Here is a 22,696-nt window from a genome sequence, read left to right as displayed (position 1 = left end):
AGCTCCATGGCCGATATCCAATTTCGTTTGGCAGATTTTACCTCAGGCGCTGATCGCGATCTTTTCATTGCCATGTTGGATCATTACAGCCGTGATCAATTTGGTGGCGGCAGTCCGCTGGCGAAGGAAGTTGCCGAAATCCTGCCCGCTCGCTGGGCCGATCATCCTGGCGCGTTTACTGTGTTGGCCATCCGTGGCGAGCAGACGTTGGGGATGGCGAATTGTTTGACCAGTTTCTCTACCTTTAACGCGCGGCCTCGCATCAACATTCATGATTTGATCGTGCATGCCAAGCACCGTGGCTTGGGCATTGGCCGGCAGTTGATCGAAGCCGTTTGCCAAGAAGCCAGTTCCCGCAACGCTTGTCAGGTGAGTCTGGAAGTTCGAGCGGATAACCATCGTGCCCGCGAGCTTTACGAGCGTTGTGGTTTTCGAGGCATTGAAATGCCGCCAGGCTCGACCAGTTACTTGTTTGGTACTCGCGAGTTATAGCCGCGATCCGTTTTCCGAGCCTGGCGATGCGCTTACCGCCAGCTAACGTCTATGATTTTTTTCGGGAGCGTGCCACTCGTGTCTCTGGTAGGCCTATTCTTGAGCCTAGTGAGATCCAAGCAAAACCTCCAGACATACCGGCGAGGCCCTTCACTAAGGCGTACTCGCTATGTGGTTAGTTATTTCCAAGAAGCTTGTGCGACAGCGATTTCCACAATGCGAAAACAATGCAAGACCAAAAGAGTATCACTAATCCGTCTATAAGTGTGGTGCCAACCAATGAACGGTGCGTTATGTATCCGTCTAGTATGCCGAAGCTAAACATTGACAAGATACACACGCACAGCGATCCCAAAACCAGCTTCGCCGTCACCATCATATATTTAGTCTGATTTCATGGGTTAACCGCCAGGCGAATCAAAGGGGGCAGGCGTATTTGATGCAACAAACCCGACATCAAAAACCCCAGAACCCGACGAAGCTTCCCACAAAAGCGAGACCGTCGCTGACCCCTTTGATAACATGCAAGAATAGTTCAGTTCCCGGGCCGAAAGAACTGTTCGATCTTCAATCATTTTCAGAACGATTTTCGTTATCTGGTGTGTCTGAAATCAGCGGGCTTGTAATCCCACCGCGTGGTCCACGTAGAATTCTACTTCTCCCGATGCCACGTTATACATCCCACCGACAATGGCAATTTTTCCTTCGCCGGCCAGCCGATTCAGAATCGGACTATCGGCCATGATCAGCTCGATCGAATGTAAAACATTGGCTTTGGCAACATCTTCTACAAAGCTTGCCCGCTGCTCAGGGCTGAGCTGACTGAGCACGGCACAGCGATCGCGATCGATCGAGGTGCTAACTCGATCAATAATCGCTTCCAGGTGCTTGCAACCAGTCACTTCTTCAGCTTTTTCACCGGAGCAGGTAAAGTTGACGGTGGCCGTGACGGCTCCACATTTCGTATGCCCCAAAACTAAGATCAGTTTCGACCCAGCAACCCCGCAGGCATATTCTAAACTACCTAGCACCTTAGGCCCCACCACATTGCCAGCGATGCGAACGCTGAAGATGTCTCCCAGGCCGAGGTCGAGAATGGTTTCGACGGGTGCTCGTGAATCAATGCAACTCAGAACTGCGGCAAACGGGAATTGCCCCTGGCCTGCTGTTTCCAATTGCGTGGCATAGATGCGAAATAAGGTCGTCCCTGCTTGAAAACGCTGATTTCCTTCCCGCAATAGTTTCAGCACATCAGCCGGGGTGAGGTCTTCTTGCAATTCACGAGTCGAATAGTCTAGGAATCGGATCTCATCGTTGAGACTATATTTTTCTTTGAAACCTCGTAAGCTGACGACCACTCCTTTGTGCGCTGCAGATTTTTCTTTGAAGTTGCGAATTAAGCCAAGGATATCGGGATCAATGAAATCAGAGTTGGTGGCATCGATCAACAGGTGGGTCCCGGGAGGGGTTTCACGCAGCGTCTTTTCGATCGCTCCGCGATTGAGGAAACTAACCTGGTTGGCTAATTCGATATGAATTAACTCGCCACTGGTATGTTTTTCGACAATTCGTTTTAACGGTTGTCGCAGGTTGCTGTTTAAAATAAACCCGATTCCCACGACCAGTCCCAGCACGGCGCCAACCAATTGCTCGGAGAAAACGATCGCCACCACGGTGAACATAAAGGGAATGAATTGATAGCGGCCTTCACGCCACATGTCCAGGAACAGACTGGGCCGCGCCATTTTCAGTCCGACATACAGCAAAATCGCCGCCACGCAGGAAAGTGGGATGGCATTCAGATAGTTTGGCAACAGTACGATGCAAACTAAGAAGAGCAAGCCGTGAAAGACTGCTGCCCATTTCGACTGGCCACCGTTGATTACGCTCACGTCGCTGTGCACGATACGTGAAGTGATCGGTAGGCCGCCGATCAGTCCGCAGAGGGAATTACCAACACCTTGTGCGATCAATTCGCGATTGGGTGGAGAGTTTCGCTGCTGCGGATCTAAGCGATCAATCGCGTCTAGGTTAAGCAGTGTCTCCAACGAGGCGACTACCGCGATCACCAAACCGGCCATGTAGACAGCGGGATTGCTCCAGGCCGACCAACGGGGAAATTGGAAATAGGGTTCGTCCGCCGTGCGTCCACCGACGTCAAAAAAGTGTCGCGGCTCGACTCCCCAGCGAACGTCAAGTTGCCTTAGCCACAAAGCCATTAGAGCGCCGGTCAAGACAACCACGATGGGAGCTGGCAAGACTCGTAATTTGGCGTTACCAGCTCGGTCCCAGATATACAGGATCAGCAATGAGACGGCGGCAATTAACATTGCCCCCAAATGCGTGTCGCCCGATATTTGTAAATATTCGCTGAAAGTATTTTGCCTGTCGGGTTGCCAAAACGACATCTCACCGATGTGGTCAGTGTCATGGCCGAGTAAGTGAGGAATTTGTTTGAGGATGAGGATGATCCCCACCGCGGCAATCAAACCTTTGACAATGCTGGAGGGAAAAAAGTAGGAGACCGCGCCGAATCGCAGAATCCCAAAAGCGATTTGCAGGACGCCGGCTACCAGCAGGGCCAAGAGGAACGTATCAAACGACTTTAACAACGCGATCTCACTAAGGATGATCACGCTCAGGCCGGCTGATGGTCCGCTAATGCTCGTCTGCGAACCGCTGAGCATACCGACCACGATCCCGCCAACAATGCCGGCGATCAAACCTGCGTACGGTGAGACGGAAAATCCTTGCGCGATGCCAACGCTGATCGGCACCGCGATGAGAAATACCGACCACCCAGCGAGGAAGTCTTTTAACAAAAGTTGACGCGACGGCGTTGATTCCAGATTCACGAAAACCTCGACGACTTTTTTATGGGACGATGCCGCGCAGCGAGCACATCAAGAACCCGCCAGTGCGACTTGTTCAAAGTTCCGCGTTCCTGGAAATACCAACGTTGACAATGGCGTCACTTTCCTCATCAAGAAATTCGACGATCCCGGTGTGCATGTCGTAGACGGCGCCGACAATCCTAACCGCCCCGCTATTAACCAAATGCTCGATGCGCGGGCTTTGTTCGGTAATCTGCCGAATGGTTCTGAGGATGTGACGGCGAGTGATTAAATTGGTGAAATCGTCATCAATCTTCGGATTACTGGCCAGCCATTGGCGAACTTCGTCCGGTGTTGTCGATTTAGATATTTCAGAGAGGACTGATTCCAAGTTTTGGCAGCCGGTCAATGTCTCAGCATTTGATTCTGACATCAAATGTTCGATCGCATGTTTTACCAGCCGACTGACCGTGTGGCCCATCACCACAATCAGTTTTGCCCCATCAAGGCAAGCGAATTCGAGTCCCCCAATGACGCGGGGGCCGACGACATTTCCGGGCACCCTGATGACGAAGGCATCGCCTAAATCAAGATCGAAAATCAGCTCCACGGGGGTGCGTGAACCGATACCAGTAAAAATCGCCGCCATCGTTCTCGAGGGACTGCCGGCAATTTGACCGTCGGCGCTGCGTTCGACACTACCATCATTGCGAATGGCGCGATCGAGCGGATGGCCCTCGGTGAAGCGAAGATTGCCTTCGAGCAACACTTGCTGGACCTCAGCTGGGGTGAGTTGCTCGCGCCGTTCTTGGGAAATAAAGTCAACCGTCTCGGCCACGTTGGCGATCCGATATTCATCTCGGAATCCAACCAACTGCACTTCAATTCCATACACGGGGGCTGTGACTCGCATGAATTCGCGAATCAAACTGAGGATGTCTGGATCCATATAGTCGGTGCGGCGGGCGTCGAGCAAAATGCGACTTTCTGGAGGCGCTTCTCGCAAAGCACTTTCTAAAGCTGCCCGGTTGAGAAAACTGACTTGATTGGCTAATTCAATATGTAAGACATCCCCACCTATGTGCTTCTCATATATTTTGCGAATCGGCCGCCGGAGGTTGCTGGACAAGATGAAAATTAGGCTGATCACCATTCCGATGATGATGCCGATCAACAAGTCGGTCAACACAATCGACACCAAGGTCAACAGGAAGGGTAGGAATTGATAACGTCCATCCTCCCACATCTGGCGAAATAGGCTGGGGCTGGCTAGTTTAAAACCGGTCATCAACAGCACGGCGGCCAGGCATGATAGCGGAATGATATTCAGCATCGCGGGCAAGAACCCGACCAGGATCAGCAGCAGCAAGCCGTGGAAGATTGCCGAAGCTTTCGATTCGGCTCCGGCGTTAACATTTACCGAACCGCGAATCACAACCGAAGTCACGGGAATGCCACCTACCATCCCGGCGGCTATGTTGCCCACGCCTTGGGCTAACAGTTCGCGGCTGGGTGGTGAGACCCGCTGTTTCTTGTCCAGATTGTCGACCGCGTCAAGATTCAGCAGCGTCTCTAAAGAAGCGACCACGGCGATCGTGATCCCGGCGACATAAATAGCCGGGTTTAGCACTTGGCTAAAGTCGGGAAACGTTAAGAAACCAAGAAACTGATTCAGGCTTTCAGCAACCGGTACGGTTACCATTCGCTGGGCATCGATCACCCATTCAGAATTAAGCTTAGTGAACAGTTGAGCCAGCACGACACCCAGCACGACAACCACCAGCGGAGCCGGCACGAGCGAGTTCTTAAGCAACTTGAGCCGGTCCCAGGTGATTAGGATCGCTAATGAGATAAAGCCAATTGCCAGTGCGCCGGTGTGAATCTCGCCGCTGAAAATATTGCGAATCTCGCTAAAGATATTTTGCTGAACCGCGACCTCGACACCACCACCTGCGGTCAATTCCGTCACATGCCCGAGTAGGTAGGGAAGCTGCTTGATAATTAGAATCACACCGATAGCTGCTAACAAACCCTTGATCACACTGGAGGGAAAAAAGGCGGACAGCGCGCCGGCCCGAAAAACCCCCAGCAGAATTTGCAGAACACCGCCGACCACCACCGCCAAAAGAAACGCCTCGAATGACCCCAGGTTGGCAATTTGCATAGCCACGATGGCGGTTAGTCCGGCCGCTGGGCCCGTCACGCTGGTATGCGAGCCACTGAGCGTGCCGACGATAATTCCGCCAACAATGCCCGCGATCAGCCCGGAAAAGAGTGGCGCATTGGAGGCCAAAGCGATCCCCAGGCACAGCGGTAACGCGACTAAGAAAACGATGACCCCGGCTAACAGGTCTTTCATTAGCGAGCGGGGAGAAAACATGCTGTTGCTGTTCATTTTGAGCTGGACAAAGGAGCGAGTCATGGTGCTCCGCATAACAGCCGTAGCTGAGATACCAGAGCTGCCTGCTAGATTGGCAGAAAACGCATTGCCAGCGAACAAAACGGCGACGTGCTTGGCAAGCTGGCCGGGGAGCGTGCTGGCTGGTCGCCGGTTAACAGCGAATGGGGGCGTTCAAGCCGTTTGGCAAGCAATGGCCGATGAAACCGTAACAAGGCACGCCAATGTCGTCCGGGTTGCTGATCGCTGACGGCCTGGAGTCCCAACTCAGCCCATCTCCAAGCCCAGCTTTGTCAGCCCGCGCGCCAACGCGATATTTTGAAAAGCGATGCTGCTGACCGCGCAACTGGATAGCTCGACGTCTGGCCGTCGCGCTGAGGAAAGAGTTCAGCACCGAACTCTCGCTCTCTTCATCGGGAGAGTGGTCGGGTGTGCCAAGCGGCAGGTGACAGGGGGTGCTGCCGGGTAACCCCACGGCCCAACTGACGTCAGCCGACCTGTTCGCCTGAGCCTCAGGGAGAAGCAAAGAAAAAATAAATGTGACGAGCAACAGCCAGCGTGCTGGCCAATGGGTTATGCGGTTTTTCGTTAGATGAAAAAAGCTCAAAGTTATCACAGCAAAAAACTGGGCTCGGTCGGTGTTGTCCGAGTTTACCTTACGTGCTCGAATTTGCCTTACATGCTCATGGCATCACTGTAGACACCGAAGACCTGCATCGCCATCTTGAGAATAATGAACACTAAGGCAACCACGACGCACAGCCAAATGACACCGGAGGCGATACCGGCCAGGGTGCGAATTGCCATCTTCGCTTTTGTATCATAATCCTCAGCTAGATGCCCCAGTGATTCTGAGGTGGTACCCGATAGCTCGGCCACTTCCATGGCGTTGAGGAAATCAGAGGGGAACACCTGAGTGCTGGCTAACGCGCCGGTTAGCGAATCTCCTTTACGGATGGCGTTCTCGGCTGTTTTGGTTTCGGACCGATAGTGTTCGCTGCCGGTGCTGTCCATCGAAAGGGCAATGGCCCGGAAGGGGTCGAGGCCGGCATCGAGTGACATGGAGAGGGTCCAAGTAAATCTGGCTAATGTGATTGTTTGCAACGCGGGCCCCACCTTGGGAATCATGAATGTGAGTGGCACCAGCGCATGCAAATTAAACCAATTGTTTTTCCCAGCGTAGAAGAGTAGCGCCAGCCAACCGGCAATCACCGACACATAAAAGAAATAGATCGCCACACCCTTCGAGCCACGCAGCCCAAAGCCGAGCGGGTCAAACGGTTCCCGACCGGGTGCCGAGGGCAACAAACCGATAATCCAAATCAACAGCCCCAGAATCATGATCGCCGCGAACAATTGAATCATCGGCCAAGCAATTGCCGAAAAGAACATGCGGCGCACTTGCAAACGATGTTGATAATGATCGGCGAGTTGCAACATCGTCCTCTCTAATCGCCCGGTCTGTTCGCCCAAGCGAACCATTGAAACCATTAGCGTTGGAAAGAACTTGGGGTCCGCCGCGACCATCGATTCCGCTAAAGGAGAGCCGCTGGCAACCCCGTCGGCAACGCGGGCCATGATAAGTCTCTGGATTTCCCTGCCGTGCTTGGCTTCCGATCGACAGAGCGAAACAATGTCGACGCCGGCGCGAAAGGCCAGACCGAAGCGGCGGCAGTACTCGGCTGACGCCGCTAGTCCCATGCGTTTGCCCATCAGTTATCCGTTTCTTGCTTCTCAGCGGTGGATGCTGGTGCCGCGTCCGGTTCAGCCTGGGCGTTGGACTCAACCTCTTCCGCCTGATGGAGCCTACGACCGGCTAACAGCGTTTCAATCTCCTGTCGCAATATCTTAATCGAATTATCGGGGTCGAAGCCAACATGCACCGCCTCCACTCGGCCGTCCTTACCGATCAAAACCGTTTGCGGAATCGCGGAGGCGGCAAAAGCGGTTGCCAACTCTCCTCCCGGATCGAGCAGCACCTGGAGATCTTGGAGACCTTTCTCCGCGATAAAGTTTTGCACGGCCTCTTTCTCTTCACTGACGCTGATGGCGTAAAAGCGGACTTTCTTGTCTGAAAATTCCTCAGCCAACTTGGCGATCTCCGGCAACGCGACGACACAAGGTCCACACCATGTCGCCCAAAAATCGAGCACCACAACGTCTCCCGACTGGCCGGTAAACTCTATGGGATCAGCGGCCAGTGAGGGGGCAGTAAATGTTGGGGCCGGTTTGCCGAGCAGCGGATGTTCCTGGCTGGCACTCTTCGCTTCCAGATAAGCGGCAATCGATTCGTAGCGGACAGCCTCTTCCGATGGCGTGAAGGAGAACATCTCAGCGGCCAGTGGCGCGTCGGCGGTCCAGCGTTCAAAGGTGTACATTACTTTGAAGCTATAACCCTCGGGGACTTCTAAGTTATTTGCCTGCGTGATCATTTCGGTAATGTCGATCGACAAGCTAAGCGGACGCGGATCGGCACCCTCAGCCAACTGCAGTTCCCACTGGATACCCTCGGGGCGGCGAGCTTTCACGAGTGTCGTCGCCATGCCTTCCACCGCCGGGCCGGCCGTTACTTCGACCTGCGTCAGGCCACTTAGCAATAAATCGGCGGGCTTCATACCGGCGACCGATAACAGCAACATCGGTTCGGGCTGGGGGCCGAGTTGCAGCGGCATCGACGCCACGAAGGCGTTCAGCGTTGCCGGCGCATCGATTTCCACGTATTCGGTATCGGAAAGTTCGATAATCAAAGAGTCGCCGGTCGAGATCAAACGCACGGCATCGCTGTCAAATTTGGCGGACAAGGCCAGCAGGTTGGGAATTTGGCTGGCGACTTGAAACAAACCCTGATTCCGCCCCAACACCTCTTCGCCAATCGAAGTCACCACGTTCATCTTGACGGTCGCGCGAATCCGTTCGGCCTTTTCAATGCGGTTGAACAGCGGCTCCACGGCGCCTCGCACTTCAGCGGGAATTTGCTCGGCGGTAAGTACTTTCACAGGCTCTTGCGTGGCCGCTTCCTCCGCTGCGGCGGTCTGCAATGCTGGCGCTGGCGGAGCATCTTGGGCAACCGCGGGAGCGATCATCAAGCCACCGATGCAGCTCGCAAAACAGCCCACCAAAAGCCTTGCAAAGGCCGGCGAAATGCGGCATATCGTCCCTGCCGAATCGTTGCCAGCACCTTCAAGCAACGTGTGTCGAGTTCGTGAAGCCATGGGAAATCAAGTGGGTTTAGGAAACAAGTTAGCGGCTATTCCGCGAAAATACGCATCTATCATAAGCGGCTCGCTGGCCCCGGTCGAGCGAGCGTCAAATGGCCGGGGGGGAATCTGCCAGCTAACTCCCCGGAATCGACTGATCTTGACCGCATCTGGCGATCGATATTACCTTTGGTCCGAGCTTTTAACTGCTCAAACATCGTTTTCGAATACCACAGCCAAGGAAGGCTTGCGTTATGTCGGGTACCCCTGCCGGAGTTCCACTCCTGGATGTTTCTCGCGGCAATGCACCGCTTCGCGAGGAGTTTCTCGCGGCGCTTGCCGAAGTCGTCGACAGCGGCCGTTTCCTGTTCGGCCCCCAAGTCGCTGAGCTCGAACAGGACGTTGCCAAACTGACACAAGTTGACCATGCCATCGGTTGCGCCTCAGGCAGCGACGCGCTGTTGCTGGCTTTAATGGCGTTGGATATCGGCCCGGGCGACGAAGTGATCGTCCCCAGTTTTACCTTCTTCGCCACGGTCAGCTGCGTGACTCGGCTGGGGGCAACCCCCGTATTCGCCGATATCTGCCCCGAGACGTTTAATCTCGACGTGGCTGCGGTTGAAGCGGCAATGACCGGCAAAACACGCGCCATCATTCCGGTGCACCTGTTCGGGCAGTGCGCACAGATTGATGCCATTTGCCGGTTGGCTGCCAATCAAGATGTGGCCGTCGTGGAAGATGCCGCCCAGGCGATTGGCGCCGCCTATCACAGTCGCCCGGCTGGCAGTTGGGGACAGATCGGCTGTTTCAGCTTCTACCCCACCAAGAACCTGGGGGGCATGGGCGATGGCGGCATGATCACGACCAATGATGCCCATCTGGCTCAGCGGTTGCGTCTGTTGGCCGCGCACGGCATGAGCCCCCGCTACCACCACAGCCTGGTCGGAATTAACAGTCGGCTCGATACTTTTCAAGCTGCCGTTTTGAAGGTCAAGTTCCAGCATCTGCCCGAGAGTGTCTCCGCTCGCCAAGCAAACGCAGCTCGCTACACCGAGCTATTCACCGCGGCCGGCTTGGATGAACACGTGGCGCTACCGGTGGTCGATCCCCACGCGTATCACGTCTGGAACCAATATTCGATCCGTGTGCCCCAAAACCGCCGCGACGCACTTCGCGAATACTTGTCCAGCCAAAACATCGGGTCGGAAATCTACTATCCGATCCCCATGCATCGTCAAGCTTGCTTCAAGGACCTGGGCTGGGCCAAAGCGTCGCTGCCAGAGACAGAACGGGCCGCGGAAGAAATTCTCAACTTACCAATCTTCCCCGAATTGCGGGCCGACGAGCAAGTGCGAGTCGTCGAGGCGATTGACGATTTCTGCAACCGACAAGCGCGAGCGGCCGCATAACAGAAATCGGCAGGCACACAACCGCTTCCGTCGGGATCGTTTGCCCCGGCGGAAGTTGTTCAGATGCTAGCAGTAACCAGCTTCTTAGCCCTTGGCCGAGTCTAACGCGTCTTGCAGCTGGGCCTTGGGGCGAACTCCCACAAAGCTCTCGGCGACTTCACCACCCTTGAAAACCAAGAGGGTGGGGATGCTGCTGACACCATACTTGGTGGCGGCCATTGGGTTGTCGTCGATGTTGACTTTGCCGATCTTGACGTCGGGGTTTTCACCAGCCAACTCGTCAATCATCGGTGCGATCTGACGGCAAGGACCACACCAAGGTGCCCAAAAGTCAACCAACACAGGTTCGCCCGCTTGGAGAACCTCGGTTTCAAAGTTGGAATCGGTAAATTCTTTGACGTTGCCAGCCATATGAAAATCCTTAGGGTCAAATTTAATCAGCCAAGAGCTACGCGGTCCGACTAATTGTCTGACCGGCGATGTCAATAAATGCTCTTCAATTGTAGAGCATTTTGGACTGAGCTGTCAATTTGACGTCAGGGGCAGGTTCATGACGATCATGCCGCCGATCCGCCCCGAGGTAACTTCCCAGTAGTCGGGCTGGTATCGCTTCAATTCCACATACATGGCGATGACCGCGATCAACATGAAAATCATGCTGAGCAGCAAAAGCACCGTGTAGATACTAAATCCTTGCTTTTGATTTTGAACGGAATTCATGGATTTACTCGATGATGGTGTCGACGCGGTCGTCTTTTTGAATTGGACCTTCGAGGAAATCCTCAAGGATCTCCGCCACTGCGGTATCAGGTTCGGTGTAACGGACTAACAGTTTGCCCAGATAGCGGCCGCCGCGAGTCACTCGCAAGGTGTGTCCATCTCGCAGCCCTTCATCGTAGCCGATAGACACTTCGACCAGTTTGCTGGGGCGGTTCACCTTGACTACGACACCATTTCGCTCCGGCGGAGCCCCGTCGATCGGGTCTTGGGCATTGATCCCGCGAGCGTCGAGCACTTCTTTGAAACGCGAGACGTCCGCAACCAAAGTTTGATTAACTTTGTTGAGCGTGTCGAGCAACCCGAGAGCCTGGTTGTATTGGTCGGTTAATTCCAGCGAGCGGGCGAACAACTGGTCGCGATCGGCTCGCTCGGAAATGATCGTTTCTTCCAACGACTTGTTCGCTTCGGTCAGTCTGGCCAGTTGCTCAGCACGGCTGCGGTCGGCTTGTGCCAACTCGTTGTTTTGAGCTTGCAGCGACTGCACGGTTGCTTCCGCGGTTTGCAGTTGTTGTTGGAAGCTGCTGAATTGCGTTTGCAAAGCGGCTAAGGCAGTCCGGCGAGCAGCTTGCTCTCGCGAGAGGTCAGCTTCAGCACGCATCCGCGAGGTGGCCAACTGTTCGTTGGTCTCTTCGATGTTGGCGACCTTTTTCAGCAGGCCATTATTTTCGTCCATCACCAGGTCACGCCAATTGCGGTGTGATGCATTGGCCGCGAGGGCCAAGACCATAAAGGTCAACGCCAGCAAGGCAATGATGACTGAGAAGATTTTTCCGAGGAAGGTCATCGGCTAAGGCTCGAAGGAATGAAGTTTCCGGCTCTATCTACTGCCCACGTCGCGTCAAAATAGGACGCGATCAACAAGGGGACAGCCACGATCACTCGCGGAGTCTTACGACCAATTTTCGCCAGCCCCATTCCGGTTTGAAAAGCGGGGAAAGCATCGCGGCCGCAAGTCCGCACTTCTGAAATATAATTACCGAGCAAATTCAATGTCAACGAATTCGGTTAATTTCGGCATTTTGCCGAAACTAGGGGGACAAGTTAGACACCCATGTCACCCTAATGGGTGCAATCCCCATGACCGCTACGACCGACTCACGCGTTACATCAGGCTCGGCTGCTTTCCCGCTTACTCAGCAAATTCCGATTCGATTCGCTCAATTTGACTGAGAAAGCGGGTCATGGAAACGGTCCGCTTGGACAAGTCAGCTTCCATGCATCCCATTATGGCTCGAGCCAACGTTGGGTTCAAATCGGGGCAAAAACTCAACAGGCTAACTGGCGGGGCCGTGTCGTGATGTAAAGCGGCTCGCCCGCTGGTGTCTGCCGAGGGCCAGGGAAAGTCGAAAGCGAACACGTTGTAGGCGGTGACGCCGAAGGCAAACACGTCCACACGTTGATCGGTGACTCGCCGGCGGACAATCTCGGGAGCCATAAACAGTGGCGTGCCGGTGCGATTGCCCGGCTGCATGAACTCTTTCTTGGCCGGCACCGTGAGGCCAAAGTCGATCAGCTTTAACCCGCTCATGTCTTCGAAGCAGATAAAGTTCCGCGGGCAGACATCTCTGTGGATAAAGCCCTTCTCATGCACGTAGGCAATCGCTTCGGCCATCTGGCGAACCAACCGCAGACGCCGGCCATGCAGAGATTTTTCGTCCTTTTTCTGCACTAATTGCTGCAGCCCGGGGCCTTCGATGAACTCCGAGATCAAGTAATGCTGGCCCTTGGTGGTGGTCCCTGTCTCGAAAGTCTTCATGACTTGGGGGTGATCCATGAGCATCGCTATCTCGCCTTCTTTGGGCTTTTTCAATCCCTTAAAGCGAGCTTCGAAGGTGGCGAATTTTTCTGGATCACAGAGCTTGAGGCCGACGACGCGATCCTCCAAGCGATCACGCACCACGCTGAAGTCACCCATGGTTCCGCTGACGCTGGAACGGAGACGTTCGAAGCGAGCTTCGACATCGAGGCGTTTTTCAGATTTCAGAAGTGAACGGAGCGAATCAAGTAGGCTCAAGCGCGTACACCTTACTTAACGGGAGTTATTTCCCACAGTAATCAATGGTGCGGGCGATCTCGCTTTTGAGATTCCGACGAGTCACGATGCGGTCTACAAAACCGTGCTCGAGCAGAAATTCACTGGTCTGAAAACCCTCGGGCAATTCGATTCCAATGGTCGCTTTGATCGTCCGCGGTCCGGCAAAACCGATCAGCGCTCGTGGCTCGGCAAAGACAAGGTCACCGAGCGACGCAAAACTGGCGGCAACACCCCCCATGGTTGGGTTTGTCAGCACGCTGATGAATAGCCCCCCCGCTTGGTCATAGCGAGCGAGTGCAGCCGAAACCTTGGCCATTTGCATCAGCGAGAGAATCCCCTCATGCATTCTAGCTCCACCTCCCGAACCACTGATGATGATTAACGGAAGATTTTGCAAGGTGGCTCGTTCGATCAGCCGAGTTAAACGCTCGCCCACGACGGAACCCATGCTGCCCATGATGAAAGCCGAATCGGTGACGGCAAAAGCGACGCGTCGGGCTCGCACCATGCCGGTGCCGGTAATCACCGCATCGCTCAAACCGGTCCGTCGCTGTTCGGCCAACAATCGCTCCGCGTAAGGCTTGCGATCGGCAAATTCCAGCGGGTCGACGGGGCGCAAATGCTCATCCATCGCCTCGAAGGTGCCCTCGTCGAGCACTTGGCTAATTCGCTCCCAGGCCGATACGTAAAAGTGGTAGTCGCATTTTGGACAAACGTTCAGACGTCGCTCGACCTCTTTGCGATAGACCGACGCCGAGCAACCGGGGCACTTCAGCCACAGCCCCTCGGGGACGCCACGCTTCTTTGAAGTCTGGTTTCCCAGCTGTTCCGGCAGGTTTACCTGAACGTCCGGAGAATCGCTCGTCGACGGTTTGTCTACTGTCGCCATAACAACGGAAATAGGGGTTCGCGAGTTTGCAACGATTACGCGAAATGCGTTTAAACGCCACAGTTTACTCACAACTGAGGATCAAACGCACGGCCAAATTGACCGCGATTTCGAGATTTTCTTCACTCTCAACCTTCCTCCTCGCCCCCGCGGGCACGCCATTTGAGGAAGCTGTCCAGGAAGCCTTGCAGTTCGTTCCCCTCGAGCACCGCATTGAAGCTGCCCACGTAATGTCCCGTGCGGGCGTCTTTCACGCGTTGATCGGGGTGCAAAAAGTAGTTGCGAATTTGACTGCCGAAGCCGGTTCGCACCAGCTGGGAATATTTGGCGGCGTCGGCCGCTTCGCGACGTTCCTCTTCCAAACGAGCGATCCGGGCTCGCAACATTTTCCAAGCAGCAGCTCGGTTCTGGTGCTGGCTCCGCTCGCTTTGGCACTGTGCCACCACGCCGGTGGGAACGTGGGTTAGGCGAATTGCACTGTCGGTCTTGTTAACGTGCTGTCCCCCCGCCCCGCTGGCTCGGTAACGATCTTCCCGCACATCTTTTTCCTGAATGTCGACTTCGATCGAGTCATCCAAATCGGGCGATACCGCTACGGCCGCAAAACTGGTTTGCCGTTTTCCCTCGGAGTTAAACGGACTGATCCGGACCAGCCGGTGCATCCCTTCTTCCCCCTTGAGATAGCCGTAGGCAAATGGCCCTCGCACAGCCAAAGTGGCGTGATTGATTCCCGCCTCCTCGTTGTCTTGACGGTCGAGCAGGGCGATGGAAAAGTCATGCGCCGCTGCCCAAGACGAGTACATCCGCAACATCATGTCGGCCCAATCATTGGCATCGGTGCCACCATCCCGCGCGTTGATCGTCAGCAACGCGTCGGCGTTGTCGTTCGGTCCGCTGAGCAACGCTTTCAGCTCGAGCGCTTCGAGCAACTCCACCAACCGCGCGATTTCACCGCGAACCTCAGCCTCGAGCGCCGGATCATCCTCTGCCATCTCCAGCAATCCGTCGAGATCGGCAGCCGAAGTCATGGCGTCCTCCAAAGGACCGACTAGCGACTTTAGCCCTTTCAGTTGAGCAACGGTTGTCTGCGCAGCAGCTTGATCGGTCCAAAAATCGGGGTGCGACATTTGGTCTTCGATCTCTTCGACTTTATTCCGCTTCGCAGCGTAGTCAAAGACTGTCTCCGAGAGAGGTCAATCGTTTCTTTATCTCGGCGGCGCGGTCGTAAAATTCAGATTCCATACTGGCTCAAAGCCTTGGTTATGCAAAACAAGTTTATGGGTTACTGTAAACGATAGCGGCCCCAGGGCGAATCACGAACCGGAGTCAGTAATTTTCGGAGTTGCCCAGAATGGCAAGTATCGTATTAGCAATGAGTGGTGGCGTCGACAGCAGTGTCGCTGCGCACCTGCTCTGTGAGCAAGGGCACGAAGTTGTCGGCGTTTTCATGCGGCACGGCGAGGAATCGGCGGCGGCTTGTCGAATTGAACCCGATTCAGCAAATTCGGGCCCAGTAATTACTGGCCCAACCCCCGCGGACGCGAAATCACCGCTGTTGCCGATCCTCCGCGAGCGAGCCGATCACAAGCAGGGTTGCTGCAGCGCCAGTGATGCGATCGACGCGCGACGCGTTGCCGACCACCTCGGTATCCCCTTTTACGCACTGAACCTGCAAAAGGATTTCCGCAGAATTGTCGATTATTTTGTCGATGATTACACCCAAGGTCGGACCCCCAATCCGTGCGTGATGTGCAATAACTGGATCAAATTCGGACGCCTGTTCGATTTTGCCGACGGGATGGATGCCGATTTCGTCGCCACCGGACACTACGCGCGCATCGACCGCAGCGATCCCGCACATCCCCGTTTGCTGCGCGGACTCGATTCCCACAAAGACCAATCTTACGCCCTGTTTGGTGTTCAGCGGCAGCGGCTCAGCCGCATGCTCCTGCCGGTGGGCGATTTCACCAAAAGCGAAATTCGGGCGCGGGCCACCGAACTAGGCTTGGGCGTGGCGGAAAAGAAAGACAGCCAAGAAATTTGCTTTGTCACGGCCGGCCATCACAGCGATTTCGTTCGCGCCCGCCGCGGCCCCAACGACCCCTCCACGGCGGGTCAATTCGTCACCACCGACGGCCGCGTGGTGGGGGAGCACCAGGGAATCGAAGCCTTCACGATTGGCCAACGCAAGGGGTTGGGGATTGCCCTCGGGACCCCGCATTTTGTTGTTGAGATCGATGCCAATACCAACCGCGTGGTGCTCGGTTCCCAGCAGGAACTGCTCCGCCCCGGGTTATTGGCAGACCAAGCAAACTGGCTGGTGGATCCACACGATTTACCGCTCGATGCGAATCAGTCTTGCCCCTGCGAGGCGCAAATTCGTTATAACAGTTCCCCGCAACCTGCTCGGTTGATTTGCAGCGATGCGGAGCCCGGCCAATTTCGCCTCGAGTTCGACGAACCTCAAGGTGGGATTGCTCCCGGACAGGCAGCCGTCATTTATCGGGGGTCGCAAGTCCTCGGCGGTGGCTGGATTACCCGCTCCCTGGCAGCCAGTGACGCTTCCGCTTCCTCACTCTCTTCGAAAAACTAGGCCACCAGCGATGGGTCTCTACGATCGCGAATATGGACGCTACGACGAGCAAATGCCACCGATCGGTGGCAAGGTGGCTGATAAGCCCGCCTGGCTGATCATTCTGGTGATCACCTCGGCGGCGTTCCTAATCGATATGCTACTGTTCAGTCGCGAACACCAATTGCATAAAGCCCTGCGAGCCGACGCCGAAACGCTGTTTAAACCATGGCTCTGGTGGCAATGGGTGACTTACGCCTTCGCCCATGACTATCGTGGCTTTCAGCACATCATCTTCAATATGATTGGGCTGTTCTTCTTCGGCTCCGCTGTCGAACAACGTATTGGGCGTGGCGAGTTCGTCAGGTTTTATCTGGTTGCCGCCGTGCTGGGCGGCGTGCTCCATTCGCTAATCTTATTCCTGTTCGAGGGTTTTACGCCGACGGTCGTCGGTGAGTTGATCGCTAAGGCGGGTCCCGACGCAATCCCTTCCGTCGTCGGCGCTTCGGGCAGCGTGATGGGGTTGGTGATCTTGTTTTGCTTTATGTACCCCCAAGCCACCATCTATTTGATGATGGTTTTTCCGATCAAAGCTTGGGTGGCAGGAATTTTGTTTGCAGTCTTGAATCTCTATGGTGCGTTCGTGCAAAACACGGGCACCGCTTTTGATGTCCACCTAGCCGGTATGGGCTTTGCCGCCGCTTACTACTTGAAAGGCTGGAACCTCCGCTTTCTCGCTCCCGATCGCTTGACCTCCAGCTTGGGGAATTTTCCCCAACGTGGCCCTAGGCTTCGCTTGCATGATCCCGAGAAAAGGTTGGCCAGAGAAGATGCCGAAGCTGATCGGATCTTGCAAAAGATTCACGAACAGGGCGAATCCAGTTTAACGTCGGCAGAACGCAAAACACTCGAGCGCTACAGCCGTCGTATGCGAAACAAATAGGCGGACTCCACCGGTCTGATTTCGCTCAGGATTTCATCGCTAAGCACGTCGAGATAAGTCTTTCCGTTATGTCAGCCAACGAGCGCTAACTCACCGATCCGAGGAACCGCACGCTTGCGCGAGGCGTCCCGCTTAAGAATCGGAACTTTCATTGGATTGCGAAGCAAGCGTTATCATAACCCGACGCGTGAGCGAGGGAGTTGCGGCGATCAAGTCGTAAGCAGTCTGAATCCCTCGCTAACGCGTCGGGTTATGAAAATGCTAAGCGGGACGCTCTCTTTCGCGAGGCGGCTGATTCCGTTTTGTCGAACGGCGTTTGCGGAGGTGCTGATAAGAACCGGGGCAAGCCCGCACAAAAGTCGAACTCGCCCCGGGTTCATGGCCCTAAACTAAAATCCCCTCGTTGATGGTTCTGAGGCATGTATTGGCTCAGCACCATCTACGTGATCGGTTGAATGCGACGGCTTAGAGCATTTCCAACATTTCTTTTGCCTTGGCCTTCAACTCATTCGGCTTTTGCAGCCCTCGCAGTTCTTCGTATGCAGCTTGCAACTGATCTGCCTTGGCGGGATCCGTTTCCCGAATTTCTCCGATCTTAAGCTCCAGGGTATAGCCTTGGCTTCCCAGCGGCTGCCCATTCGCAATCACTTCGTTGAGAACCAGCTTGATATCATCGGCGGCCGGCGCCGTGGTAACGTCTACCGGGTTGTCGGCAGGGCCACCGCCGCAGCCAACAGCGAAACCCAACAGCGCCAACATCATCATTGTTTTTAAAGACTTCATCGCGTCTATCTCTCCGATCAGTTTTCGAATAGAGCTCAACAAAAAAACCCGCCTGAGCACTCTCAAGCGGGTTCTATTCTCGTCTTTTTCGGGCAATTTAGCAACTACGGGAACTGAACGGCTTCCTGGCCGTTTGCGCTGCCCAATCCTTGCCAAACCAAAAAGTCAACCGTGTCTGGAACGAACCTGACGGAGCCGTCGCCAATGGCTACTTGCGCACCGGCGGTGTGTCGGCTTCTCGCTGGGAAAACACCCTGCGAATCAGCCTGGCCACAACCGCCACAGATCATGCACGCCGGGAACCTCCAGTTGGGAGGTGCGATCGTATTGATCGTAGTGTTATAAAACCCAGGGGCTATCCAGCGGAAACCGGCGAAGCTGCGGTGATTACCGGTCCCGCCTAAGCACTGCTGGCCGTACTGCTCTACCATAGCCTGCGTCGGATATTGATTTGTCCAGCCGCCCGGGAATGGTTGACCGGCAATCACGTCGCTTAAGATCGTATACCGCGAGCCCGTGTTGTCGCCCTTGATAAACTCCGACATCATCACCGTGTTCGACAATCCGTCGACGACATCAGAAAACTTGTTGTAAAAGCGACGTTGGAACATCCCGTTCGCATCCGCAACAGGGACGTTCCAGCCACTGTTTGAGCCTTCGCTAAACCCATAATTGTTCCAGCCAATGTCAGTTCGGTTGGGGTGGTCGCGGTCCGAAGGACACAAGAACGTGGCAATCTGGTTGCGGCTGACAATAACAGCTCCCGGGTTGCCGATGTTCTGATAATGCGACTGATCGAAACGGAGTAAATTGAACAAGTTGTTTTGCTCAATGAAGGGCAAGATCTGCGTGTGCGCAGAATAGCCTCGCCAGTTAGCGACGTTGTACACTCCGTCGCCCCAGTTGTCGCTCGAAGTTTTGGGGATGCGGCTGTAAGTGCTCTCGTAGTTGTGAACCGCCAACGCCAAGTTCTTCAAGTTGTTGCTGCAACTCATTCGATTCGCGGCTTCACGCGCTGCCTGAACGGCGGGCAGCAACAGCCCCACCAGGATGCCGATGATGGCAATCACCACCAGCAGTTCAACGAGCGTGAACCCTTGCCTTTTCCTGTGCATCAAAATCACCTATTAGAAAAATGAAAAAAAAGACACCTCAAAATCGGTCCAGGTGGACTCGCCGCCTGACCAGCCTAATGGTGGCAAAATGGCGGGCGTCCGCTGGGCGGCGAACTGTCTCCGCAGATTAAGGTGCGATCTCTCCCCAAGTCTATAGGTTAGGGTAGCCCGGTTCAACAATAACTGACCGCCGAAAGATCCGGTTAAGACAGAAAAGTTTCGCGAAATCTTCAAGAAATATCGAAAAAAGCGGCGTTTTTCGCCGAACTATCCGATTCGTACTGTGCAAGCCAGCGGGAAAAAAAAACGAAAAAACCCGCCTGAGAAACCCCAGGCGGGTTGGCGGTTATTGCAAATAAGGTTCTGAACCCTACGGGAACTGAACGCTTTCCTGACCGTTCGCACTGCCCAGGCCTTGCCAGACTAGGAAGTCGATGGTGTCTGGAACAAAGCGGACCGACCCGTCACCGATGGCAACTTGAGCACCCGCGGTGTGCCGACTACGAGCGGGGAAAACCCCTTGCGAATCAGCCTGTCCGCACCCACCACAGCTCATGCATGCCGGGAAACGCCAGTTTGGCGGCGCGATGGTGTTGATCGTCGTGTTGTAGAAGCCGGGAGCAATCCAGCGGAACCCAGCGAAGCTGCGGTGAGTCGCCGAAGCTGCCAAACACTGTTGGCCGTATTGCTCTACAACCACTTGCGTCGGGTATTGTGCTGTCCATCCACCGGGAAACGCTTGGCCGGCAACCACGTCACTCAGGATCGTAAAGCGGGAGTCGGTGTTGTCACCCTTAATGAATTCCGACATCATCACGGTGTTCGATAAACCGTCGACCACGTCAGCAAACTTGTTGTAGAACTGGCGTTGGAACATGCCATTGGCGTCAGCCGAAGAGACGTTCCATCCGGCGTTCGAACCTTCGCTGAAGCCGTAGTTGTTCCAGCCAATATCGGTCCGGTTAGGGTGGTCGCGGTCAGAGGGGCACAGGAAAGTCGCTATTTGGTTGCGACTCACTGTCAAAGCTCCTGGTGCACCCAAGTTTTGGTAGTGCGATTGGTCAAAGCGAAGCAAATTGAACAGATTGTTTTGCTCGATAAATGGCAAAATTTGAGTGTGCGCCGAATAGCCTCGCCAGTTGGCGACGTTATAAACCCCATCTCCCCAGTTGTCGCTGGACGTCTTCGGGATTCGGCTGTAAGTACTCTCGTAGTTGTGAACGGCCAGCGCCAAGTTCTTGAGATTATTACTGCAGCTCATCCGGTTCGCCGCTTCACGCGCAGCCTGAACGGCTGGAAGTAAAAGCCCGACCAGGATTCCGATGATGGCGATGACCACCAGGAGTTCTACGAGTGTGAAACCTTGCTTCTTTCTTTGCATATTAGACTAAGCCAGTAATATAAGGAAAACGGGAAAAGAGTGCCTGTGAGGGTAAGGCCGACCGACGAGCGACCCCGCGCACGGGACACAATCCGGTCTAACACATTTGAACTCGCGTAACCTTTAAAGGTTCCGTAGATTTTTACCATTTAGTAAAGAAACCGCCAGTCATTAACCGCGCTAACAACGATGTCTCAAGGCGTCATTTCGTGGCGACATTAAGATGGACCGTTCACGACGCAAACAAACAACAGAATTTAGGATTAGCGAGACTTAATCACACGGTAGACGGGTAGCAAGTACTGTTTCTTTCCCTAACGCTGTCACTTTAGCTGAGAGGGGAAATTTAGATATACCCTAAGTGGTGCTTCTTCAGGACCGACGGTCCAGTTCCCCAAGATTAAGTCCACGCGATCGTCACCATTGATGTCTGTCAGCAGAAAGCTGGCGTAGTCACAGTGGTCTCGCTCAATCGAGTGTTGGGTGAATGCTAAATCGGGGCCTTGCTCCCACCAGCACACGGAGTCATAAGCTCCCGGGTCTTGGCTCGCAAACGGATACATGCCAACCCCCACAATGTCGAGGTCGCCGTCTTGGTCAAAGTCAATGGCAGAAGCATGCAGTGCGCCGATCAATAAACCCAATTCATGCGCCACCCAATTGCCATCACCCAAATTCCTGACCCAACGAACTCCGTGGTATGGTTTTGGTAGAAAGGCGTCGAGCGTGTCGCCGTTGGTGTGCAAGATGTCAACGAGTCCATCTTGATCGATATCAACGAGGTCAAAGGAACTGGAGTTATAAGAAGGGTCGGGTAATTCAAGGATCACTTGATGGCTGAACTGCCCCTCTCCCTGGTTCGTCCAAATCTCAATCGACTCATATTCTTGCCCGAAAGCGATCACGTAGTCGTCCAACCCGTCGTCATTCATGTCCAGCACGCGGACCCCCAAAGCGCCGTGCCGTGGGTCGAGCACTTCGACGGTGAATTTTGGTTCGCCATCGACCTCCCCCTGGTTTCGCAATAGTTTGACTGCTCCGGTTTCCAGCCAGCCAAATTCAGCCACTAACACATCGCGATCCCCATCACCGTCGTAATCGATCAATTGACATTCCACGACCCGTGCCAGCTTGTCAGCCAAGACAATTTGCTGATAGCCGCCCCCCTCCTGGCTCCTTAATAAGCTGACCCTGCCATTGGAGTGATCCCCCACGCCGTAACTGCCGATCTCTCCGACCAACAAATCATCCTGGCCATCCTGGTTCCAATCACAGAGGGTCAGGCGGCAGCTATGCCGCCCGCGACCAATTTGCTCTGACGTCAGTTGCCCGTCGGTAGCAATTGTCCAGCGGTGGATCGCTCCTTGACGCATGTCGGCTGAGTAAAACTGCGACGGTTTGCTGCCGCGGATCAGATGGGAAATCGAGCTTGTCTTGCCCAGCCCGGCGATTTCCAAGGGAGCCCGCTCAAGCCTAGTCGAAGACTCATACACGGGTAATGAATCTGCTCGGGGCACAAACACCGTATCGGGAGCAGCATCGGTGTAATAGCGAATCGCATCCTGCCGACTGGGTTCGACCAAGTCTGTCCGCCTGGAAGCGATATAGAGATCATATCCCTGGATAACCTCTTCCTCCCAATGCTCGCGGGGAAAGGTTTCGGGAAGCGGCAAGGGATGGCAATCACCGCAGAAACGCTCGATTTGCAAAATCGTTTCGGGAGCCAGCGGGCTGGGAGCATTCGCAGATTGCAACTTAGGCTGCTCTGCCGACGGGATCGCGGTGGATGGTGAGCAACCACCCAGGACAGCAAGGAACGCGGCAGCGACGCTAACGGCCGCGAAGGCTACGGGGAATTTTGCTGCTGG

Annotated in this window: 19 protein-coding genes; 4 read left to right on the top strand and 15 right to left on the bottom strand. The window is 54.8% G+C overall.

The window, feature by feature from the left end:
- The first annotated feature begins 6 nt into the window (after positions 1 to 6).
- The gene (locus SH139x_RS22250; RefSeq protein ID WP_488351964.1) at positions 7 to 492 is read left to right on the top strand and encodes a GNAT family N-acetyltransferase; all 486 of its coding nucleotides are present in this window, start codon (positions 7 to 9) and stop codon (positions 490 to 492) included.
- Between the two features lie 611 nt (positions 493 to 1,103).
- Here SH139x_RS22250 and SH139x_RS22245 read toward each other — a convergent pair.
- The 5 genes from SH139x_RS22245 to SH139x_RS22225 all read right to left on the bottom strand — a co-directional run bounded on the left by SH139x_RS22245 (position 1,104) and on the right by SH139x_RS22225 (position 8,672).
- A complete protein-coding gene (locus SH139x_RS22245; RefSeq protein WP_488351963.1) occupies positions 1,104 to 3,347 on the bottom strand; it encodes a SulP family inorganic anion transporter in 2,244 nt (747 codons plus the stop codon).
- A gap of 73 nt (positions 3,348 to 3,420) precedes the next feature.
- Complete coding sequence (locus tag SH139x_RS22240; RefSeq protein WP_488351962.1) at positions 3,421 to 5,748, bottom strand: bifunctional SulP family inorganic anion transporter/carbonic anhydrase; 2,328 nt, start codon at positions 5,746 to 5,748, stop codon at positions 3,421 to 3,423.
- Positions 5,749 to 5,878: 130 nt separating this feature from the next.
- Complete coding sequence (locus tag SH139x_RS22235; RefSeq protein WP_488351961.1) at positions 5,879 to 6,250, bottom strand: hypothetical protein; 372 nt, start codon at positions 6,248 to 6,250, stop codon at positions 5,879 to 5,881.
- Positions 6,251 to 6,399: 149 nt separating this feature from the next.
- Complete coding sequence (locus SH139x_RS22230; protein ID WP_488351960.1) at positions 6,400 to 7,437, bottom strand: type II secretion system F family protein; 1,038 nt, start codon at positions 7,435 to 7,437, stop codon at positions 6,400 to 6,402.
- The gene (locus tag SH139x_RS22225) at positions 7,437 to 8,672 is read right to left on the bottom strand and encodes a redoxin family protein (RefSeq protein WP_488356063.1); all 1,236 of its coding nucleotides are present in this window, start codon (positions 8,670 to 8,672) and stop codon (positions 7,437 to 7,439) included. Before SH139x_RS22225 ends, SH139x_RS22230 begins: the two co-directional genes overlap by 1 nt.
- Positions 8,673 to 9,175: 503 nt before the next feature.
- On the opposite strand from SH139x_RS22225, the gene SH139x_RS22220 reads away from it, so the two are divergent.
- Entirely contained in the window at positions 9,176 to 10,330 is a 1,155-nt protein-coding gene (locus SH139x_RS22220) for a DegT/DnrJ/EryC1/StrS family aminotransferase (RefSeq protein WP_488351959.1), read from the top strand.
- An 84-nt stretch (positions 10,331 to 10,414) separates the two neighbouring features.
- On the opposite strand, the gene trxA is transcribed toward SH139x_RS22220, so the two are convergent.
- The 6 genes from trxA to prfB form a co-directional block, all read right to left on the bottom strand.
- Positions 10,415 to 10,741, bottom strand: a complete 327-nt coding sequence (gene trxA, locus SH139x_RS22215) for a thioredoxin (protein WP_488351958.1) — start codon at positions 10,739 to 10,741, stop codon at positions 10,415 to 10,417.
- A 114-nt stretch (positions 10,742 to 10,855) separates the two neighbouring features.
- On the bottom strand, positions 10,856 to 11,050 hold the full coding sequence (locus SH139x_RS22210; protein ID WP_488351957.1) for a hypothetical protein: 195 nt from the start codon (positions 11,048 to 11,050) through the stop codon (positions 10,856 to 10,858).
- Positions 11,051 to 11,054: 4 nt separating this feature from the next.
- The gene (locus tag SH139x_RS22205; protein WP_488351956.1) at positions 11,055 to 11,894 is read right to left on the bottom strand and encodes a hypothetical protein; all 840 of its coding nucleotides are present in this window, start codon (positions 11,892 to 11,894) and stop codon (positions 11,055 to 11,057) included.
- A gap of 345 nt (positions 11,895 to 12,239) precedes the next feature.
- Positions 12,240 to 13,124, bottom strand: a complete 885-nt coding sequence (locus tag SH139x_RS22200) for a serine/threonine-protein kinase (RefSeq protein ID WP_488351955.1) — start codon at positions 13,122 to 13,124, stop codon at positions 12,240 to 12,242.
- 25 nt (positions 13,125 to 13,149) lie between these two features.
- Positions 13,150 to 14,034, bottom strand: coding sequence for an acetyl-CoA carboxylase, carboxyltransferase subunit beta (gene accD, locus SH139x_RS22195; protein WP_488351954.1), 885 nt, complete (start codon positions 14,032 to 14,034; stop codon positions 13,150 to 13,152).
- Between the two features lie 128 nt (positions 14,035 to 14,162).
- A protein-coding gene (gene prfB, locus SH139x_RS22190) for a peptide chain release factor 2 (RefSeq protein WP_488351953.1) occupies positions 14,163 to 15,276 on the bottom strand; the annotation gives its coding sequence in 2 pieces (ribosomal slippage) (positions 14,163 to 15,206 and positions 15,208 to 15,276; 1,113 coding nt in all).
- Between the two features lie 109 nt (positions 15,277 to 15,385).
- Between prfB and mnmA the strand changes: the two genes are divergently transcribed.
- Together mnmA and SH139x_RS22180 are read left to right on the top strand one after the other, a co-directional pair.
- Positions 15,386 to 16,627: a tRNA 2-thiouridine(34) synthase MnmA gene (mnmA, locus tag SH139x_RS22185; RefSeq protein WP_488351952.1), complete on the top strand. Its 1,242-nt coding sequence runs from the start codon at positions 15,386 to 15,388 to the stop codon at positions 16,625 to 16,627.
- A gap of 10 nt (positions 16,628 to 16,637) precedes the next feature.
- A complete protein-coding gene (locus SH139x_RS22180; protein WP_488351951.1) occupies positions 16,638 to 17,549 on the top strand; it encodes a rhomboid family intramembrane serine protease in 912 nt (303 codons plus the stop codon).
- Positions 17,550 to 18,014: 465 nt separating this feature from the next.
- Here SH139x_RS22180 and SH139x_RS22175 read toward each other — a convergent pair whose 3' ends face one another.
- The 4 genes from SH139x_RS22175 to SH139x_RS22160 all read right to left on the bottom strand — a co-directional run bounded on the left by SH139x_RS22175 (position 18,015) and on the right by SH139x_RS22160 (position 22,582).
- Complete coding sequence (locus SH139x_RS22175) at positions 18,015 to 18,428, bottom strand: hypothetical protein (protein WP_488351950.1); 414 nt, start codon at positions 18,426 to 18,428, stop codon at positions 18,015 to 18,017.
- Positions 18,429 to 18,436: 8 nt separating this feature from the next.
- Positions 18,437 to 19,447: a DUF1559 family PulG-like putative transporter gene (locus tag SH139x_RS22170; protein WP_488351949.1), complete on the bottom strand. Its 1,011-nt coding sequence runs from the start codon at positions 19,445 to 19,447 to the stop codon at positions 18,437 to 18,439.
- Between the two features lie 370 nt (positions 19,448 to 19,817).
- On the bottom strand, positions 19,818 to 20,828 hold the full coding sequence (locus SH139x_RS22165) for a DUF1559 family PulG-like putative transporter (protein ID WP_488351948.1): 1,011 nt from the start codon (positions 20,826 to 20,828) through the stop codon (positions 19,818 to 19,820).
- A gap of 323 nt (positions 20,829 to 21,151) precedes the next feature.
- Entirely contained in the window at positions 21,152 to 22,582 is a 1,431-nt protein-coding gene (locus tag SH139x_RS22160) for an FG-GAP repeat domain-containing protein (protein ID WP_488351947.1), read from the bottom strand.
- Positions 22,583 to 22,696: the final 114 nt, after the last annotated feature.

Source organism: Kothea flammea, assembly GCF_052161645.1.
Classification (GTDB): domain Bacteria; phylum Planctomycetota; class Planctomycetia; order Pirellulales; family Pirellulaceae; genus Laterigemmans.
This window is presented reverse-complemented; position numbering and strand designations above follow the sequence as displayed.

What these genes read in the sequence shown, in the direction of transcription:
- SH139x_RS22250 (WP_488351964.1), top strand. Translation starts at nt 7, where the DNA reads ATGGCCGATATCCAATTTCGTTTGGCAGATTTTACCTCAGGCGCTGAT.
- SH139x_RS22240 (WP_488351962.1), bottom strand. Translation starts at nt 5,748, where the DNA reads ATGACTCGCTCCTTTGTCCAGCTCAAAATGAACAGCAACAGCATGTTT.
- SH139x_RS22230 (WP_488351960.1), bottom strand. Translation starts at nt 7,437, where the DNA reads ATGGGCAAACGCATGGGACTAGCGGCGTCAGCCGAGTACTGCCGCCGC.
- SH139x_RS22220 (WP_488351959.1), top strand. Translation starts at nt 9,176, where the DNA reads ATGTCGGGTACCCCTGCCGGAGTTCCACTCCTGGATGTTTCTCGCGGC.
- trxA (WP_488351958.1), bottom strand. Translation starts at nt 10,741, where the DNA reads ATGGCTGGCAACGTCAAAGAATTTACCGATTCCAACTTTGAAACCGAG.
- SH139x_RS22210 (WP_488351957.1), bottom strand. Translation starts at nt 11,050, where the DNA reads ATGAATTCCGTTCAAAATCAAAAGCAAGGATTTAGTATCTACACGGTG.
- SH139x_RS22205 (WP_488351956.1), bottom strand. Translation starts at nt 11,894, where the DNA reads ATGACCTTCCTCGGAAAAATCTTCTCAGTCATCATTGCCTTGCTGGCG.
- accD (WP_488351954.1), bottom strand. Translation starts at nt 14,034, where the DNA reads ATGGCGACAGTAGACAAACCGTCGACGAGCGATTCTCCGGACGTTCAG.
- mnmA (WP_488351952.1), top strand. Translation starts at nt 15,386, where the DNA reads ATGGCAAGTATCGTATTAGCAATGAGTGGTGGCGTCGACAGCAGTGTC.
- SH139x_RS22180 (WP_488351951.1), top strand. Translation starts at nt 16,638, where the DNA reads ATGGGTCTCTACGATCGCGAATATGGACGCTACGACGAGCAAATGCCA.
- SH139x_RS22170 (WP_488351949.1), bottom strand. Translation starts at nt 19,447, where the DNA reads ATGCACAGGAAAAGGCAAGGGTTCACGCTCGTTGAACTGCTGGTGGTG.
- SH139x_RS22165 (WP_488351948.1), bottom strand. Translation starts at nt 20,828, where the DNA reads ATGCAAAGAAAGAAGCAAGGTTTCACACTCGTAGAACTCCTGGTGGTC.